The sequence below is a fragment of the Armatimonadia bacterium genome (assembly GCA_039679385.1).
GTDB lineage: Bacteria > Armatimonadota > Zipacnadia > Zipacnadales > JABUFB01 > JAJFTQ01.
In genome coordinates, this window is sequence record JBDKVB010000159.1 from 1 (window position 1) to 19,014 (window position 19,014).

A 19,014-nucleotide genomic window follows, 5' to 3' on the forward strand; every position below is an offset into this window, starting at 1 on the left:
CCGATTACTCCCGCGTCGCCCTGGACGATTCGCAGTGGACACCAGTGCAACTGCCCCATCGCACCTGGGGCTATGAGCAAGACAAGATGCGGGCCTACGGGTGGTACCGTCAGCATTTCACACCGGCCCAGGGCTTCGAGGGACGCGATATGATCCTCAAGCTCGGCATCGTTGACGATGTGGACGAGACCTACTGCAACGGCGAGAAGGTGGGGGCCACCGGTTCGCTTCCTCCGAAGTCCGCCACGGCGTACAACGTGGACCGCGAGTATGTCATCCCGGCCAGACTTCTTCGCTACGGCCAGGACAACGTGATCGCGGTGAAGGCGTACAATATCACAGGCACGGGCGGGCTGCTGGGTGCGCCGCGCCTCGGGTACCGGGTCGTGCCCACTGACGAATGGTTGTTCAAGCCCACCGGTCGCGACCAGACGACCGACTACTCCCAACGGCACTTGGATGATACGTCGTGGGACAGGGTGCCAATGCCGGACGACACCTGGAGCAAGCGCCAGCCTGGGGGCAAGCAGATCGGCTGGTACCGGCTGCACTTCGTCGTCCCTAACGAGTGGCGTGGCAAGACCCTGGTCCTTGACCTCGGTCTGATCCTCGACGCAGACGAGACTTACTTCAACGGCGAGTGGATCGCGCGCACCGGGACCTTCCCGCCAGAGCCCTTCTCTGTCGCCGGCGAGCCGCGTCTATACCAGCTCCCGCCTGACTGCATCAGGTACGGTCGCGAGAATGTCCTGGCGATCAAGGTCTTCAACGACTGTGCCCGAGGCGGGATATGGGGGCGGCCTGCCTTTATGGACTTGGCGGCCGGTCTCGCCGCCGAGGGTACTCTCGACCATGCTATCCGCCTCAGACACGCCATGTACTACGACGACGCGGAGAGGACACTGACGGCTCTGTTCCCCCAGGCAAGGACAGATGCTGACAGGGCTGACCTTCTCGATGAGCTCACCGTCGTTGACGCAGCCCTGGGCCGCGATGATGATGCCCTGGCGACGTTCCAGCGGCTCATGAGGGAGTACCCCTATGAGAGCTGTTCACGGGACGCGGTTCATGCCATCTGCAGGATCCAGTCCAAGCGAGGCGCACTCACTCCGGAGGTTGTCCGGCTGGACGAGGACCGCTACACCCAAGGACGGTGGCAGGGCGTCTACGGAAACGCCGGCTTTGTTCTGTGCGGCATGACCTCGGACCTGGATGTGATCGGCCTTCCGGGACGCCTCGGTTTCTCCGGCCCAAGTAGCGGTGCCCATGGGTCAGAGGCAAGGCCCGAGCCCGCCGTCCAATACAGGGCATTCCTGTTCTCCCCACAACACGAGCGACCAGCCATCTGGGTTGGCACACGAGGCTCCACTGACCCCAGGGTCCTGACCGACCCGATACTCCGGGCCCGCACGTGGGCCGTCTGGGATGACGTAGGGGAGACCCATCCGTTCGACAATGGCGGCCCTGATGTGGGGGCCGAGATCAACCTCCGGGAGGGCTGGTGGCGCTGTTCAGCCTACTTCCTGGACTGGGACTGGTGGAACACTTGGCATCCGCGCCAGCACGGCGTGGTGCTGATGGGTGAAGACGGCCAAGTGCTTGCCGTTGCCGACACAGCCAAGCACGGTCAAGGGGTGTGGGTCAGGTTTGCCGTGAAGGGGCCACGGAAGATCACCTGGCGGGTATGCAAGAACCGGAGCCCGTGCGCGAGTGTCTCAGGGCTGTTCATTGATAGGTGGCTGCCTCCCGCCCCTGCCCGGGTCGGCGACCCTTCTGCAGGATCCTCAGCTCCGAACGCCGGCGACGACCAGTACGCTCGTCTTTCGACCGCCGAGGTCCCAACGCCCGAGACTATTGCTGACAGGCGCGCTCTTGCGGCGGCCCTCGACGCTCGGGCTCGAAAGGGTGTCGAACTCGACACGACGGAAGCTTGGGCACTGTGGCAGACCGCGGCCCAAGAGAGCCCCTTCTCCCCGTCGGCGGTCCGTGGGTTTCGGGCGTGGGTGAGTGCTGTGAAAGGCACGGGGGAGGGCGCCGCCCTGTCGACGCTACGGGGCGTCGGCAATACCCTCTTTCAGACCCAGCAGTACCACCTCTCCCACCTGGCGATGGACGAAGGGGATGCCCTCCAACTGGCCCGCCCTTTGAGCCCTGCGGACGCTCAAGCGTTCACTGCTGATGTCGTCAAGTGGTGGCCAGTTGCCGACGAGTACGCCCTTTCGCGCTTCGACCGCTTCCTGAAACACATGGACGGACTTCCCCCCGGTTCGGCCGCCGTTCTGATCGGGGCAGCGAGTGCGCAGGTCATGGACCAGCCAGAGGAGTGCGCTCCCGCTACCGACACAGGAGGGGAGCTCCCGCAAGCCCCAACGTATCCCCTCGCCCCCAGACCGATTCCGACCCCAGCAGGCAGGATCGTCGCCTGGTACCTCGCTCACGACCCCACACTGGCCCAGCTCACAGCACCCTCCTTCCTTGAGCTTCGCGGTAGGTCAGCGATCAGCGGCACGCGCGCAGCTTACGAGCGTGGCGACTGGCAACTGGCCCTGCGTGAAGGCCTGAAGGCGGTCCAACTGGGCAGACTCCTGCCCGACGCATTGGACGTTGCACCAACTCGCCTTCTCCTCCTGCGCAGCGCGCGATGGTCTAGCCAGCCCCAGACAATCGTCGACGTGCTGACAGCCACCCGCACAGACACTGCTGTTCAAGTGAGTGAGAATCTGCTCAGAGGAAGGCTCCTCGCCCAGGTCGGTCTACTCACGCAGAGCGTAACTGAGCTCCGTGAGGTCGCTGCCGGTTCGGGGGCTCTGCCTCCAGCACAGCGTATCGAGGCCTACAAGCAGCTTGGGGTGGGCCTGCTTCACGTTGGCGATCTGGCCGGCTCTGAGCGCGCGATGCGGGAACTGCTTGTCGCGAGCGAGACATGGTCCCCCATACTGCGAGCCAGCGCAGCCCTCTCGGCGTACGAGATACTTGGTCAGGTCTACGTCTACTCCGGGCGTCAACGTGATCTCCCCGCCCTCTCAAAAGAGATAGAGGAGGTGATGATGGATGCGCCGGCGACGGCTCGGGACCTCTGGGCGCGGGAGCAGGCCGTGACAACAGCCCAGGCGGACCGGCTCGAGCAGCGGTGACTACGGGTATTGCTCACAAACTGGACCACGACGGTCTTCCCGCAAGGAGAGGCAGACCAATGGCAAGGTGGATCGCCGGGATCTGCCTCGCGTTGTGCACTTTCAGCCCCACATGGGGCCAAACTCTGCACGGCAACTGTTGCTATACCATCGAGAAGGGCGCAGTGAGTCAACACCCCCACGATCCTGCCACTCATTTCCTGGGGGGGGGGAGGTCATGGGGTGTTTCATGATGGACAAATGGCAGACAGCCACGAAGTGCGAGAAGACCCCATCCTACATGGCTGGCTGCTACGAATACGGGGTGTGTCGCTACTGCGATCGATCGACGCACACCCGCGGGGCTCCCCAGGGCTACTGCCAGCACTGGAACACAAGGATAGACTGGGTTGACCACATGTACTGCAACGACTCGACCCCGAAGGAGACCGGCCAAGGCCGTTGTCAGCACAGCTTCACCTGTCACTTCTGCAATGCCGTCAACAACCCACCGTGGGACTGTGGTGACGGGTAGAACACCTGTGGCCTCCAGGGCGTGCGCATGCGGACGGCGCACGCCTTTGTCCCGGCCTTGCGCAAGCCATACCGCTCCAGAGCGGCACACCGCGTTCTCTACAACCTCCTGGAGTTGAGCGGCAATGATGGCAGCGATCACCATCGTGCTGGTATCGAGCCTTGTGGCGCAGGCTAGCCCGCCCCCGATTGAGTACCAGCCATCGCTCGTCGGAACGCCCGTTGCAGAGGGAACTTCGGTGGCGTGGTGTGCGCCCGACACCCTCGTCATCGTAAACGGAGGCCGACTGCAACGGTGCGTGGTAGGCGCCGAGCCCGGCGACCTGCCGCTCCCCCCGCCTTACAGACTTGCTGGCGAGCGCTACCCTCTGGTCAGTCCAACCCGTCCCACGGAGGTCATCGCAGCGGTCATCCAAACGGCTAGCCCCACCAGTCCGCTCGCCAACCTTGCTCTTGTGACTGCGGGCCCGAAGCAGAGCGCGAGGACCCTTCTTTCTCGCAGCAGGATCGTCGTGAGCGACCCTCTAGCCTGGGCCTCCTGGTCAGCGGACGGCCGACAGATTGCCTATGTCGCAGAGCAAGCAGGTCCCGGCCCGCGTGTTGGCCTATCTCCGCAAGACGGTACCCACGAGCCGGAGTCCGACGCCCATGCAGGAAGCCTCGCCTCCGACGTCGCGTCACGACAGCCGGCTTGGACCGCCGTGTGGACCTTCGATGTCGAAACGGGGACTGAACAACAGCTCACCTGCACCCCGGGGTGCGACGATTCCTCGCCGACGTTCTCCCCCGATGGGAAGCAGATCGTGTTCTGCAGAGCCTTCCCAGACAGGATCGTCGCCGATTGGCGGGCACTCTCCGAGGAGCCGCTCCCCGCCTGTGGTCTGGCTTCCATCGACATCGAGACGAAGCGGATCACCGACCTCACTTCAGGCCAACTGGACTTCACGCCCTCCTTCTCGCCGGACGGACGGCACGTCGCCTTCGTCCGGATGGAGCCTAGTTACGCATCCCTTTGGCTGTATGATCTCGTACAGGATCGAGCGACCCGGCTGACAAGCGGAGCCCTCTATCCCGACCTCCGCAGGACAAGGCTGACCTGGTCAGCAGACGGCAAGTATGTCATGTTCGCCTGTGACGGAGCAATCTATGCCGCTCCTATGTCGGGTGCGCTTCCTCTACGCTTGACCGACGCCACCGGCATCACCGACCACTGGGCGATATCACCGGACGAAGGCCACGTGGCGTTTGCGCGCAGCGGCAGCATCTACCTGGCCGGTCTCAAGTGGCCTGCCGCTGTCGCGGCGCTCCCCGAGTAACGGCGCGAAGCCCTGCAACCCAGCCGCGTCGGCACCTGGCTGACCAGCTCGTGTGGGGAATCGAGTATGAGCAGATCGATGACTGGTATCAGATGGACAAGCTCGACCAGCCCTTTGAGGCGTGGCGGGACTATATGGAGCCAGCGACCAAGTCCTACTATGATCGGGGCGTCTGTGAGTCAGGGCCCGAACATGACTTTGTCCGTGACCTTAAGGCCTCCGACCTCCCGTAGTGCCCCCTCCTGAATCTCAGCCATGATTCACAAAGACCGCCCGGCAGATGCCCGGCGGTCTTTGCTTTCACGGGTAGGTTGTTTGGGGGTTCCGGGTCCTCGATCTACCCTCCGTGACCCCAGCATCCCGTCCTCGCCATGGACGCGGGCTATCGCAGCGGGTTCCCGTGCTATGGGGGATGACGGGTGGGAAGCGCATCAAGATGGACGAGGTGCACTGACCGACCGCGGACTCCGAGGTCACTTCGACGCACTCACCAGGATGCTGGTGATCCTGCCGACGAGGTCCGGCGGCGTGCCGGGCGAGGCGTAGGGCCGCTCCTCGACGATGCTCACGTCGCGGAGCCCGCTCTGCCGCATCACCGACAGGTACCCGTCCAGGCCTGGGGCGTGGGCGAGCCAGTCCGCCCAGATCGCGGGGACGTCCGATGGGCCTTCGGGCAGGAGGGCGGTCACCACCAGGTCAGAGATCATCACCCAGCCACCTGTACGCAGGACCCTGACCGCCTCGCGGAACGCCCGAGCCCTGTCCCTCACGTCGCTGATCACGCAGTTGCTGATGATGACATCCACCGACACGTCCGGCAGGGGCAAAGCCTCGAGCGTCCCAAGGTGGAACTCGACGTTGGTACGGCCCTGCTTCGCGGCGGCCGCCCGGGCGACCTCAAGGACCTCCTCGAACACGTCCACGCCGATGACCCGACCACTCGGTCCCACCCGCTCGGCCGCGAGCAGGCAGTCGAACCCACCGCCGCACCCCAGGTCGAGCACCGTCTGGCCGGGACGCAGGCCGGCGACCCCGACGGGGTTGCCGCAGCCCATCCCCATGACCACCTCGGGCGGCACGCTGGCGATGTCCGCGTCCGAGTAGCCAACCGCCCTGGCACGGGCCACTGCTGACTCTTTGCCTGCCTGGGTGCTCATGACTATATCCCCTTCGACCGGCACACGGCCATCGCGAGCTGGGCCCTCAGGCCCGCTGCCTCGAGCAGCGGATTCGCCGCCAAGGGGCGTTCCTCCTGCCGACACGTCCTTGCGTCTTCGGAGGAGGGGCCCACAACAGCGGCCCCGAATGCACGGAGGAGATTTGGCGCAGGGAACTTAGCGGAGGGAAGGACGACGTGAGGATCGAGACGAACATCGCAGCGGTGCTGGAAGAGGGCCCGTAGAACGCAAAAACGAGAACTGCTAACCACAAAGGGGCAGTTCTCGCAATTGGTGATCCTTGGCTCCCCGGCCCGGATTCGAACCAGGAACCCACTGGTTAACAGCCAGTCGCTCTACCGTTGAGCTACCGGGGAAGCCTCACTACATACGCTTCAGGCCGAGGCATATGCCCCGGCCCAAAGTCTAGACCCGGCGACGACCTACTCTCCCACGACGTCGCCGTCGCAGTACCATCGGCGCTGGAGGGCTTTACTACCGTGTTCGGAATGGGAACGGGTGTGGCCCCTCCGCCATAGTCACCGGGAAACCTTGTAAAGCAGCACTTGCCGCTCATAAGTGCTACCTTCACAACTGCACAGCGATTGTTGACGCCACTGTATGATTGCAAGCATGGTCAAGCGCTCGGGCGATTAGTACCGGTAAGCTCAAGACATTGCTGCCCTTACACTCCCGGCCTATCAACCTGGTAGTCTACCAGGGCCCTTACAGGTCAAACCTCGAGGAGACCTAGTCTTGGGGGGGGCTTCGTGCTTAGATGCTTTCAGCGCTTATCCCTTCCGGACGTAGCTACCCTGCACGTGCCGCTGGCGCGACAACAGGTACACCAGAGGTCCGTCCACTCCGGTCCTCTCGTACTGGGAGCAGCTCCCCGCAAGTCTCCAACGCCCGCAGCAGATAGGGACCGAACTGTCTCACGACGTTCTGAACCCAGCTCGCGTACCACTTTAATGGGCGAGCAGCCCAACCCTTGGGACCAGATTCAGCCCCAGGATGTGACGAGCCGACATCGAGGTGCCAAGCTTCACCGTCGCTGTGAACGCGCGGGTGAAATTAGCCTGTTATCCCCGGGGTAACTTTTATCCGTTGATCGGCGGCCCTTCCACTCGGGACCGCGGGGTCACTAGAGCCTGCTTTCGCATCTGCTCGACTTGTCTGTCTCGCAGTTAAGCCCCCTTGTACTCTTGTGCTCTACGAGCGATTTCCAACCGCTCTGAGGGGACCTTTGCACGCCTCCGTTACCTTTTAGGAGGCGACCGCCCCAGTCAAACTGCCCACCTGATACGGTCTTCGACCCGGATAACGGGCCGAGTTAGAATTCCAACCATGCGGAGGGTGGTATTCCAATGGTGGCTCCACGAGCCCTAGCGAGCTCGCTTCAAAGCCTCCCACCTATGCTCTACACCGCACAACCAAATTCAATACCAGGCTGCAGTAAAGCTCCACGGGGTCTTTCCGTCTTGCTGCGGGTAACCAGCATCTTCGCTGGTGCTACAGTTTCGCCGAGTCCCTCGTTGAGACAGCGCACGGATCGTTACGCCTTTCGTGCGGGTCGGGTATTATCCGACGAGGAATTTCGCTACCATAGGACTCTCATGGTTAGAGCCGTCGTTCACCAAGGCTTCGGTTCAAGGCTTTGGCCACATAAATGCGGCCGAACCCATCCCCTTAACCGTATGGCACCGGACAGGCGTCAGCCCCTATACATTGGCTCGCGCCTTTGCAGAGACCTGTGTTTTTGGTAAACAGTCGCCCGTGCCCTTTCACTGCGGCCCCAAAGTGCTCGTCATGCAAGATGCGCCACACTCCGGGGCACCCCTTCTTCCGAAGTTACAGGGCTGATTTGCCGAGTTCCTTAACGAGGGTTCTCTCGCGCGCCTTGGGATATTCTCCCTGCCCACCTGTGTCGGTTTGCGGTACGGGCACGATCTGACTCCCTAGAGGCTTTTCTTGGCAGTATGGGATTGGCCACTTCGCCGCCATTACGTTGGCTCCCCGTCACCTCTCAGAGTTAATGGCCAGGCGGATTTGCCTACCCGGCCCTCCTACAGGCTTGGCCGCGTTCAACCAGTGACGCGGTTGGCTTACCCTTCTGCGTCCCCCCATCGGTAGTATCGCCAGATCGTGGCGCCGGAATATGAACCGGCTGTCCATCGCCTACAGCTTTCGCTCTCGGCTTAGGCCCGGCTAAACTTAAGCGGACGAACCTTGCTTAAGAAACCTTGGGCTTTCGGCGGTAAGGATTCTCACCTTACTTTTCGCTACTCGTACCGGCATCCTCACTTCCGCTTCGTCCAGCAGTCCTTACGGTCTGCCTTCAACCTACAGCGGAACGCTCCCCTACCAAGCATGGAGCCTATACGGACGAGATGGAGAGTCCGAGGCTCGCAGTCCCCCGGATGTACCGAAGTACACCCAGACAACTACGATACCCATGGACGCATCTCGCCCCACTCCACACTTCCACAGCTTCGGTGCTAGGCTTGAGCCCCGTTGGATTTTCGGCGCAGAGTCACTCGACCAGTGAGCTATTACGCACTCTTTCAAGGATGGCTGCTTCTAAGCCAACCTCCTGGCTGTTTCAGCGACTCGACATCCTTTTCCACTTAGCCTAGCTTAGGGACCTTAGCTGGTGGTCTGGGCTGTTTCCCTCTTGACTACGGAGCTTATCCCTCGCAGTCTGACTCCCAGGCTCTAAAGTTACGGCATTCGGAGTTTGATTCGGGTTGGTACCCTATCAAGGGCCCGAGCCGATTCAGTGCTCTACCTCCGTAACTGAACACCTGAGGCTAGCCCTAAAGCTATTTCGGGGAGAACCAGCTATCTCCAGGCTCGTTTGGCTTTTCACCGCTACCCACAGCTCATCCGACAGTTTTTCAACACTGACCGGTTCGGGCCTCCACGTAGGATTAGCTACGCTTCACCCTGGCCATGGGTGGATCGCCTGGTTTCGGGTCTATGGCATGCAACTGAATCGCCCTATTCGGACTCGGTTTCCCTACGGCTCCGCCGTTCTCGGCTTAACCTCGCTACATGCCATAACTCGCCGGTTCATTATACTAGAGGCACGCCGTCACCCGGGCCCGAAGGCCACTGGGCTCCGACCGGTTGTAGGCACACGGTTTCAGGTACTATTTCACTCCCCTTCCGGGGTGCTTTTCACCTTTCCCTCACGGTACTGGTACGCTATCGGTCACTGAGAGTACTTAGCCTTAGGGGGTGGTCCCCCCAGATTCACACCGGATATCACGTGCCCGGTGCTACTTGGGAGAAGTCCAGGGAGGTATCGATCGTTTGTCTACGGGGCTCTTACCCTCTATGGCCCGACTTTCCAGACATCTTCGACTGGATCGATACTTTGTAACTCCCTTGAGGCTCCGTAGCACCTCACGGACTTTCCCGCAACCCCCTGCATGCAACGCCTACGGGCTTGCACATGCAGGGTTTGGGCTCTTCCCCGTTCGCTCGCCACTACTAGGGGAGTCGCTTTTGCTTTTCTTTCCTCGAGCTACTAAGATGTTTCAGTTCGCTCGCTTACCGCACAGTATCCTATGTGTTCAGATACCGGCAACGCCGCGTTACCAGCGCTGGGTTTCCCCATTCGGGCATCCCCGGATCTAAGCTTGCTTGCAGCTCCCCGGGGCAGTTTCGTTGCTAGCTACGCCCTTCATCGGCTCTCAGTGCCAAGGCATCCACCGTGCGCCCTTTGTAGCTTGACCACGCAAAGTGAGCTATACGGTGAGTGTCGCCACTCACCTATTGGACAGATTCCTCTGTCCTCGGCGTCTGTAGTTTTCACTACACAATCGCTATGCAGTTGTCAAGGTGCACCAAACTCGTGAGACTCGAGGCTGTAACCGACTACCAATTGACGTCGCTTACAGCCACCAATTCCACGATTTCTGTGGTGGAGACGACCGGGATCGAACCGGTGACCTCCTCCGTGCAAGGGAGGCGCTCTCCCAGCTGAGCTACGTCCCCACATGTGGTGGGCCGAGGTAGATTCGAACTACCGACCTCGCCCTTATCAGGGGCGCGCTCTCACCATCTGAGCTACCGGCCCGTTCCCATCACTTCTCGGTCGGGCCCGGCACGCATCCACCGTCACTCGCCATCACTACGCACCGGAGGAACTACGCTCATCAAGGTTCACTGGAGACGAAAACACGAGGGGATCAGGCCCCCTCGCGGGTGTGCCCCATCAGGCATCTCAGCTACCGGATCCCGGATGCTCCAACCTCTATAGGTCAACGCCTCCGAAATGCGCCAGCGATCCCTCAAAACTAAATAGCGTGATAGAAGACCAGGATCGACCTGTCTACCTCGCAAAGCGAGATAGCTCTATCCTTAGAAAGGAGGTGATCCAGCCGCACCTTCCGGTACGGCTACCTTGTTACGACTTAGTCCCAATTACAGGCCTCACCTTCGGCCACCGCAGTGGACTTCGGGCGCTGCCTGCTTTCATGACTTGACGGGCGGTGTGTACAAGGCCCGGGAACGTATTCACCGCGGCATTGCTGATCCACGGTTACTAGCGATTCCGCCTTCACGGAGTCGAGTTGCAGACATCCGATCCGAACTGAGACGAGTTTTGGGGGATTGGCTCCACCTCGCGGCTTCGCTACCCTTTGTACTCGCCATTGTAGCACGCGTGCAGCCCAGGGCGTAAGAGGCATGCAGATTTGACGTCGTCCTCTCCTTCCTCCTGATTACTCAGGCAGTCCCAGAAGAGTGCCCGGCATCCGAAGACCCGATGGCAACATCTGGCGAGGGTTGCGCTCGTTGCGGGACTTAACCCAACACCTCACGGCACGAGCTGACGACAACCATGCACCATCTGTGGCGGGACCTGGTTTCCCAGGAGACCTGCTTTCACAGGCTGTCCCCGTCATGTCAAGCCCTGGTAAGGTTCTTGGCGTATCATCCTATTAACCCGCATGCTCCACCGCTTGTGCGGGCCCCCGTCAATTCCTTTGAGTTTCAACCTTGCGGCCGTACTCCCCAGGCGGGACACTTAACGCGTTAGCAGAACAGCACTGGGAGGGTCGATGCTCCCAACACCTAGTGTCCATCGTTTACGGCTAGGACTACCGGGGTATCTAATCCCGTTCGCTCCCCTAGCTTTCGCGCCTCAGCGTCGGTACCGTTCCAGGCAGCAGCCTTCGCCACGGGTGTTCTTCCTGATATTTACGCATTCCACCGCTACACCAGGAATTCCACTGCCCTCTCCCGGACCCTAGTCAGACAGTTCAGCAAGCGGCGCCGGAGTTGAGCCCCGGCATTTCACCCACTGCTTACCTAACCGCCTACGCGCTCTTTACGCCCAGTAATTCCGGACAACGCTAGCCCCCTACGTGTTACCGCGGCTGCTGGCACGTAGTTAGCCGGGGCTTCCTCTGGAGGTACTGTCAGTGCTTCTTCCCTCCTGACAGGGCTTTACGGTCCGCAGACCTTCATCACCCACGCGGCGTCGCTGCGTCAGGCTTTCGCCCATTGCGCAAGATTCCCTGATGCTAACTCCCGTAGGAGTCTGGACCATGTCTCAGTCCCAGTGTGGCCGGTCACCCTCTCAGGTCGGCTACCGATCGTCGCCTTGGTGGGCCGTTACCCCACCAACAAGCTAATCGGCCGCGGGCCCATCTCTAAGCGCTAAAGCTTTGCTATCACCACTTGTGTGGTAACAGAACATCGGGAATTAGCAGGACTTTCGCCCTGTTATGCCCGTCTTAGAGGCAGGTTACCCACGTGTTACTCACCCGTTTGCCACTGTCCCCGAAGATTGTCCGAAGACGCTCCTCGGTTCTCGTTCGACTCGCATTCATTAAGCACGCCGCCAGCGTTCGTCCTGAGCCAGGATCAAACTCTCCATTGAAAATGGAACCCAACTCCGGGGCCAATGACCCCGGACGGGGGTTAATCCAAAAACCTGGCACTTGACTTATCACGCTATTTAGTTTTCAAGGATCGCACTCTCTGTGGGCGATCAGTCTACATCATCGCGTCGCCCGTGTCAACCACTTTTTTTTCAGGCCCGTCGCCGCCGCGCCGCCACCTCACCAGCAACGGAACGTAAGTATACCGAACCCCGATCGGTCTGTCAACCCCCAAACTGAACTTTGTTTCAAGCCCAGCGTCCCCGACCGATCCTCACGCTCTGTTGTGCAGGTACGCTCACCACTTCGGGCGAAACTCTCGCCGCCACCGCATTCTCCCGTTCCCCCGAAGGAGGGTCAGAGTGTATCACGCTCCTACCCGTTTGTCCAGTGGTTCTCGACACTTTTTCCTCCCGCCCCTTTTCGACCCCCAGGCGGGCGTCTCCGTCCGCGCCCCTCTGGGCACCGGTCCCGGCTGGTGGGCCGGCGCCCCGAGCTGTGTCTATGACCCGACAGACGACCGCTTCTACCTCTACTACCGCTACCGCAAGCCCCGCGAACTCGGACGCGGCGTCGACTGCAGGATCGCCGCCAGTGCAGACGGCCTTCGCTTCGATGACCTCTGGTGCGCCTCCAAGGAGCAGCTCAGTACACAGTCGATGGAGAAGGCTTCTCTCGTCCGTGGCCCCGCTGGTCCATGGCGCCTGTACCTCAGCTTCGTCGACACCGAGGGGCGCTGGTGCATCGAGATGTGCGAGGCGCCCTCCCTTCAGCAACTCGACGTAACTCGCCGCCTTCGGATTCTCGACGCTGACGCCTGTCAGGCCGAGGGCGTCAAGGACCCCGCCGTCTACAACCTCGCAGGCCTCTGGTTCATGTTCGCCAGCTACGCACCGTCCCCTCAGGCAGTGACCGACGACCTGCGCAGGACCATGCATGCCACCGGTGACGTCTACAACACTGGAACCACCAAGTCCCTTACCGGCCTCGCTACCAGCCCCGACGGCCTCTCCTGGACCTGGCACGGTACCGTCCTCGAGCCACCCGACAGTGGCTGGGACCAGTACTGCACCCGCATCGGCGCTATCCTGCCGATGCCGCCGCTCTTCCTTGGCTTCTACGATGGCAGTGCCGGCGTTGAGGAGAACTACGAGGAGAAGGCCGGACTGTGCTACAGCTTCGACCTGCGAAACTGGGTCCGCACTACCACCTCCGGACCCTTTGTCCTGTCACCGCATGCTCAGAAGACCATCCGGTACATCGAGGTCGTCCCTCGCGACGATGCCCTCTTCTACTACTACGAGTACACCCGGCCCGACGGCTCCCATGAGCTACGCGCCAACCGTGTCCCCTGGTAGCCTCTCGTCCCGCACCGGGCCGGCCATGCTCCTACCGGCCCGGTGCCCTTCGCAACTCCTGAACGCATCCCCAGCCTCTACTGCCCCACGTTCAGCGTAAACGGACGTGCCGATAGGTCGAGACCCCAGACCTTCAGCTCAAACAGATTGCTGAAACGTACGTATACTGAAGATTCCGTGTGGTCCGTCTTCGGGAAGTTCGACGTCGTCTTGTTCTCCTGCCAGCCCAGCGTAATGCTCACCCGGCTCGTAACCCGATGGGTGATCTCCCCGAAGTACCGCCGCACGATTTCCTCCCTGGCCACCTTCTGCCTTGGACGCGGCGCATCATAGTCGTGACCCGTGTAGGACGCTCCGGCAACCACTCTGTCGAGCGTGTTCAGCCGGCTCGACAGCGTTCCCGAGACCGACGGACCGCTGTACGACAAGTACCGCGCTCCCGCAACGCTGTTCGTCCCACTTGCGCTCACTGAGAAGGACATTGTTGGCGACAGAGGCTCCGAGTAGGAACCCGCCACGGTCGTCTGCGTGCCGCTGGTCGACTTAGAGGGATACCGCAGGTCGCTGACGTTAAGCGACAGTCCCAGTCTCCCGTCTGAGCCGACAGGCGTTGAGTAGCTGCTCCAAACGCCAAGCGTCGTCTGGTCCCCGTTCGCAACCGTCACCCGCTCCCGGTCGGTATAGCTCAACCCATACTGCCAGGCACGCTGATCGCCCAGATCGTGGGTCAGCGTCAGCCCCGAGGTCAGCCCCTGCCGGTTATCCGTGTTGCCGCTCAGGTAGTTCGTCCGCGTCACGTACACCGTCGCCAGGGCCTGTGTCCCATCTCGCGGCGACCATCGCAGTCGCACACCTGCTTGTGCATCCGCCGTCAGGGTGTAGTCGTTGATCGTCTGAACCAGCTGGCTGGTCGGGGTCATCCCCACGTTGGCCACCCAGCCCACATCGACCTGTCGTGCCGTCTTCAAGCGGTCCTGCGACTGCTTCAGCAGACCCTCTGCCGTGCGTGCCATACTGCTCTTTGGGTAGTCCTGCAGCAGCCGCTCCAGAAGCTCTGTAGCTCTTCCGTAGTGCGTCTCCATGTAGTGAGTGTAGGCCGCCTGGTACAGGCACGTCGGCTTGAAGTCCTCGCTCGCCGCCCGGTAGGCTTGCTCATACTGCTCATGCGCTGACTTGTAGTGCCTGTCCGCCGCTTCCGCCAGGCCGAGCTGGTAGCGGCACTGCGCCTCCAGGACTTTGTTCCCCTTCATGATCTGCCGGTAGATCGGCAGCGCCTTCGCCATCTGTTTCTCGCCCTGGTACGCCTTCGCCACCCATAGCGTCGCAGGCCACTTCACGTCAGGGTCCTCGCTGTCCATCAGCGGTGTGAGGATGTCCCGAACGACCTCATACTGCCGCCTCTGGATGAGGCCGCTGGCCAGCGCCAGTTCGGTCTTCGCATTCGTGACCTGGACGCTCTTGGCCGCAACCGCCGCCTCCTGTGCCTTCTGCGCCGGCACCGGAATCAGCTTCGGAGCAGCGGCACTGGCTTGCACCACTGTCACCGGAGTCGATCGCGCGCCCTGTGAAGTCACGAACTGAGCTTCTGCAACGCAGCATAAGACCAGGCAGACACCAACCAGTCCAGTCGCCTTCAACATATCGCAATCCCGCAACCTGTTAGCTTCTCATACCCGTGCTACGATGGGTGACCGTCTCTCCGCCCTTGTCTCCCGCCCTCACACACACCACCTCTGTCAGCGACCCGCCCCACCTGCGTTCCTGCCCTCCGGAAGGCCTTTCATCAGCCACCGGCGAACACGTGCCTCCAGGAATGATCCCGAATCCTGTCCCACCCCTCATCGCAGGTTCCGGGCACGCGGGGTGCCGACAACACGCCTACAAACAACTTCGACCCCGTTTGGTTTCCAAGAAGGTGCACACCGTGTCCGGTTCTTCTCTTCCACATCCACATGCCACCACCCTCCACAGTGCCCGGCGGCGGTTCCCTGATGCCCGGTCTTCGCTCGCTCGCCTGAGAGGCCTTCCCTGCCTTCTCGTCCTGTTCTGCCTGGTCCCTGTGAGTGCACAGACGGCTGGCTCCCCTGCGGCCGGCTCCACTCCGCCAACCACCTCCACCGACAAGGAGACGCGTCCCATGCCCTACACCATCCCACCTGAGGCGACCATGGCCGCCTATGGCAACCTGTCCACCGACGCACCCGTCTACAGCCCTCTCGACACCGTCACGGTCACCCTTCAGGGCCGCCGAAGCGGCGACACTCTGGCCCACCTTCGCGTCTGCGACCCCGACCAGCGCCCTTACTGCGAGGTCGATGTCCCCCTCGTTGACAACCGCGCTCAGACCACCTTCATCGCCGGCGGCAAGGCCGGGGCGCAGTATATCTACCTCTCCTGGCCGGGCGAGAAGCGCTATAGCCGCTACACCAACTTCACCCTTCGCCCCGAGACCCGCATCCAGTCCGGAGACCCGCAACTCGACGGCCTCTTCCCCTTCACCCGGGACCGCATGAACCTCGGTCGGCGCGAGTATAGCACGCCGCGCGGCAAGTTCGTCGGCTACATCTCCGCCGACACCTGGCATTTCGACGGAATCTGGCTCCGTGACTGGGTCTACCAGCTCCCCGCCTATCGCTACTGGGAGCCCGACATGGTCTGCGGCCTTGACCGTTTCCTCGAAGTCCAGTCCGACAATGGCATGATCCCCGACGGCATCGAACGGGATGGCCGCACCTGGCGCGTCGGCCTCGAGTCCGACGTCGAGTACATCGCCACTCTCGCCCTCTGGCAGACCTGGCAGGCCACCGGCGACGATGCCTGGCTCCAGGCGGCACTCCCCAGGCTCGAGCGCGCTCTGCAGTACATCCGCTCCGACCCCAAGCACTGGGACCCCGAGCACCAGCTCATCAAGCGCCAGCATAGCTGCGACACCTGGGACTACGACATCGACGGCGCCACAGATGCCGGCACGGGTCGCCACGTCATCGCCACCTGCGATCAGAGCGGCTACTATCTCGCCTTCCGCGCGATGAGCGACATGTACGCTCACCTGGGCAAGACCGAGGACGCGCGTCGCTGGGCCGATCAGGCCGAGGACTACCGCAGGCGTGCCGTCAGCCTCCTCTGGGACGGCACCAAGTTCCTCCATCACGCCCATCTCGACCAGATCGACCATGGCGACTTCGACGAGACCCAGCAGCTTGCGATGGGCAACACCTGGGCCATCACCCGCGGCCTTGCCTCTCCCCAGCAGGCTGCTTCCATCGTCGACGAGTACCACCGTCGCCAGACTCTCACCGGTGACGCGTACCCCTGGTGGAGCCTCCAGCCCGGCTATCCTGACCACCTGGGCTACTTCAAAGACGCCTACCGCAGGCAGGGCGGCTATGCAAACGGTGGCCTCATGCCCTGGGTCGGCGGAGAGCTCTGTCTTGGAGCCTTCATGTCCGGACGCGAGCGCTACGGCGTCGAACTCCTTCACCAGTGGGCTGACCATCTGAGCCGCACCGGCGGCGCCCAGGTCTGGTACTGGCCTAACGGTGAACCAGGCTTCCGCACCACCAATGAAGTCCCCTACGCCGGATGGGGAATGGCCCAGTGGATCAGCGCGCTTGTCGAGGGGCTCGCCGGGATCCGCGACCGCACCTGCCTCCTCCAGGAGGTTGCCCTTAGCCCGAACTGGGTCGCAGCGGACCGCGACGACGTTCGCTGCTGTGCCGCCTACGCCTACTCCAAGGCCTACTTCGCCTATCGCATGACTCTTGACCGAGCCTCGCAGACCCTTACCCTCACCTGCGCCGGATCGGCCACTTCTGCCCATTTCCGCCTCCTGCTGCCGGAGGGATGGCGTCCCCAGACGGTCACTGTCAACGGGAATCCGGTGGCCTTCACCCTCGAGCCCGCAGGAGCCGCTGCTTCCACCCATGCCGTCTTCGAGGCACCCGTCGAGGGCGTCGCCGCCGTCAAGGTCCACTAACAGCGCCTCGCAGGGCGACACCACCGCTTCCTCCTGACCTGCCTTCACCGCATACCCGAGTCACCGCGAAGGGGAGCCCCTCAGGGCTCCCCTTCGACACCCTCACTACACCTGCCCAGATCCGCCTTCCCGCCGCCTGCAGCCTCTTCCTACCTGCTCTGCGTCGCTGCGCTCACAGTCGCCACACCCGCCTGCGTCAGCGCATACACAGTCCGCTTCTTGTCGCGTGCCCGGACTGTGATCCGGTAGTTCCGGCCGCCTTGAAGCGCCTCGTAGCGAACCAGTGCGTCCCCGTCGAAAGCCTTCAGCAGTCGCTCGGCCTCGTCCCGCGAGATCATTCGCAGCTCCTCCAGCGTCGCCGGATTCACGATCATCGGGTAGGCCTCACTGCCCTCAAGCAACTGCTGGATACGCCTGAGTTGCTCCATCGCCGCCGTACGCCGAGCGATATCCGCTGCACCTCGTGCCCAGGAGGCCCTCCCAATACCCAGAATCGACAGCGGCGCGTCCAGGGCCTGCGTGATCGTCAGCTCCGCCGTCTTGAGCCACAGCTCCGGCGGAATCGGCCGGTTCAGGATGCCCTGCGCGAAGGTCGCCTTGTCCCCAACCTTCATCCATCGGGCAGCGCTCGGCGGCCGCCCGTAGGTCACCGTCGTCTCCCCGCCCTGGCCGACCCAGCTAGCCTTCCCCGTGAACCCCTCTGCCGTCACATACCCGTCATTGCACTGGATCCGCGTCTGACGCTGCCCGGTGTCGTAGATCACAGCGTATTGAGTCCCTCGTACAGCCGCCACAGCCGTTGGCGTGTGAACCCGCTGCTCTGAGTTGGCGCCAAAGCTCTCGCCCACCCGCGCCCACATCCGGCCGGCGGTCAGCAGGAACGACCGGCTTCGCCAGCGACCGCCCCGACTGTACTCCAGAAGACGCACCACGAAAACGGAGTTGTAGTCGAGTGTCACCGCACTCCCGTCCGGGAACTCAATCGCCGCCCAGGAGGATGGGCCGGTCGTCACCACCGAGCCGTCCTCAAGCATCTGACCCGTGACAGCGGCGATGCTTCGGCCGCCTCCACCCGCCATGACGCCGACTTGCCCCTCGATGGTCGTCAGCCTCGCCGTGAACTCCTGGTTCTCGCGACGCACCCCGTCGGCGAGGAGCACGCACAGGATCGCCGCCACCACCCACAGGAGACGCCGGTCGAGCCATGCCGGAAGAAGCCGGTGGTAGCGCCTCCTCCGCTTGCGTTCCTTGAGATCCAGCTCAGCCTCCGCCTCAGCGATCGCCTGAGCCAGGTACTCGTCATCGCTCAGCGGCTTCTTCGGCTTCCTCCGTGACCCGAACATCCCGTGCCGGCCTCCTCATTGCCCGCCAAGCCACCTACCTGTCACTTCAAGTCCCGCTTCCTTCTCCAGCCACCCTCGTTGACACCCTCGGCTCCTCCCTACTTTGGGCGAAGGGGCCAAGAACGCGGTCGTCAGCCTGCACCCAGCCCATATCCCTCGGCGCGTCGAAAGTGAGCTGCCGTCGCCGTTGCCTTTCCCCCTCGCCACTGCGTGGAGAGGCTAACATGAAATGGCCTGCCTGGTGGCGAAGGATAGGGTGTCGCGCCCATTTCACCACGAAAGGCAGGCCAAAAATCATGACCCGGATCGCCTTCGACGTCCAC

9 protein-coding genes, 3 tRNA genes and 3 rRNA genes are annotated in these 19,014 nt (G+C 62.4%); 6 read left to right on the forward strand and 9 right to left on the reverse strand.

The features are described 5' to 3' along the window. The 4 genes from ABFE16_18725 to ABFE16_18740 form a co-directional block, all read left to right on the forward strand. A partial coding sequence (locus ABFE16_18725) for a hypothetical protein (GenBank protein ID MEN6347338.1) occupies positions 1 to 3,134 on the forward strand: 3,134 nt, incomplete at its 5' end. Positions 3,135 to 3,363: 229 nt separating this feature from the next. After that, positions 3,364 to 3,648 (forward strand): hypothetical protein, encoded by a 285-nt coding sequence (locus tag ABFE16_18730; protein ID MEN6347339.1) that lies wholly within the window; start codon positions 3,364 to 3,366, stop codon positions 3,646 to 3,648. 511 nt (positions 3,649 to 4,159) lie between these two features. After that, on the forward strand, positions 4,160 to 4,963 hold the full coding sequence (locus ABFE16_18735; GenBank protein MEN6347340.1) for a hypothetical protein: 804 nt from the start codon (positions 4,160 to 4,162) through the stop codon (positions 4,961 to 4,963). A 50-nt stretch (positions 4,964 to 5,013) separates the two neighbouring features. Continuing rightward, positions 5,014 to 5,196, forward strand: coding sequence for a hypothetical protein (locus tag ABFE16_18740; GenBank protein MEN6347341.1), 183 nt, complete (start codon positions 5,014 to 5,016; stop codon positions 5,194 to 5,196). A 240-nt stretch (positions 5,197 to 5,436) separates the two neighbouring features. Here ABFE16_18740 and ABFE16_18745 read toward each other — a convergent pair whose 3' ends face one another. The 7 genes from ABFE16_18745 to ABFE16_18775 all read right to left on the reverse strand — a co-directional run bounded on the left by ABFE16_18745 (position 5,437) and on the right by ABFE16_18775 (position 12,013). Continuing rightward, the gene (locus ABFE16_18745) at positions 5,437 to 6,120 is read right to left on the reverse strand and encodes a methyltransferase domain-containing protein (protein ID MEN6347342.1); all 684 of its coding nucleotides are present in this window, start codon (positions 6,118 to 6,120) and stop codon (positions 5,437 to 5,439) included. A gap of 302 nt (positions 6,121 to 6,422) precedes the next feature. Next, positions 6,423 to 6,497: transfer RNA gene (locus ABFE16_18750), tRNA-Asn, on the reverse strand. A gap of 53 nt (positions 6,498 to 6,550) precedes the next feature. Continuing rightward, positions 6,551 to 6,667: ribosomal RNA gene (gene rrf, locus ABFE16_18755) — 5S ribosomal RNA — on the reverse strand. Positions 6,668 to 6,753: 86 nt separating this feature from the next. After that, positions 6,754 to 9,860: ribosomal RNA gene (locus ABFE16_18760) — 23S ribosomal RNA — on the reverse strand. Positions 9,861 to 10,046: 186 nt separating this feature from the next. Next, positions 10,047 to 10,122 (reverse strand) — tRNA-Ala (locus ABFE16_18765). Positions 10,123 to 10,127: 5 nt separating this feature from the next. Continuing rightward, positions 10,128 to 10,204 (reverse strand) — tRNA-Ile (locus tag ABFE16_18770). A gap of 288 nt (positions 10,205 to 10,492) precedes the next feature. Then, positions 10,493 to 12,013, reverse strand: a 16S ribosomal RNA gene (locus ABFE16_18775). The 16S, 23S and 5S rRNA genes sit together here with 3 tRNA genes alongside, the layout of an rRNA operon. A gap of 363 nt (positions 12,014 to 12,376) precedes the next feature. Here ABFE16_18775 and ABFE16_18780 point away from each other — a divergent pair. Next, positions 12,377 to 13,372: a hypothetical protein gene (locus ABFE16_18780; GenBank protein MEN6347343.1), complete on the forward strand. Its 996-nt coding sequence runs from the start codon at positions 12,377 to 12,379 to the stop codon at positions 13,370 to 13,372. Between the two features lie 77 nt (positions 13,373 to 13,449). Here the strand turns inward: ABFE16_18780 and ABFE16_18785 are convergent, their stop codons facing one another. Further along, on the reverse strand, positions 13,450 to 14,907 hold the full coding sequence (locus ABFE16_18785) for a hypothetical protein (GenBank protein MEN6347344.1): 1,458 nt from the start codon (positions 14,905 to 14,907) through the stop codon (positions 13,450 to 13,452). A gap of 602 nt (positions 14,908 to 15,509) precedes the next feature. Between ABFE16_18785 and ABFE16_18790 the strand changes: the two genes are divergently transcribed. Next, positions 15,510 to 17,348, forward strand: a complete 1,839-nt coding sequence (locus ABFE16_18790) for a hypothetical protein (GenBank protein MEN6347345.1) — start codon at positions 15,510 to 15,512, stop codon at positions 17,346 to 17,348. A gap of 149 nt (positions 17,349 to 17,497) precedes the next feature. Here the strand turns inward: ABFE16_18790 and ABFE16_18795 are convergent, their stop codons facing one another. Further along, positions 17,498 to 18,691 (reverse strand): FecR family protein, encoded by a 1,194-nt coding sequence (locus ABFE16_18795; protein ID MEN6347346.1) that lies wholly within the window; start codon positions 18,689 to 18,691, stop codon positions 17,498 to 17,500. Between the last annotated feature and the right edge of the window lie 323 nt (positions 18,692 to 19,014).

Coding starts and splice junctions, on each gene's coding strand:
- ABFE16_18730 (MEN6347339.1), top strand. CDS start 3,364: ATGATGGACAAATGGCAGACAGCCACGAAGTGCGAGAAGACCCCATCC.
- ABFE16_18745 (MEN6347342.1), bottom strand. CDS start 6,120: ATGAGCACCCAGGCAGGCAAAGAGTCAGCAGTGGCCCGTGCCAGGGCG.
- ABFE16_18790 (MEN6347345.1), top strand. CDS start 15,510: ATGCCCTACACCATCCCACCTGAGGCGACCATGGCCGCCTATGGCAAC.
- ABFE16_18795 (MEN6347346.1), bottom strand. CDS start 18,691: ATGTTCGGGTCACGGAGGAAGCCGAAGAAGCCGCTGAGCGATGACGAG.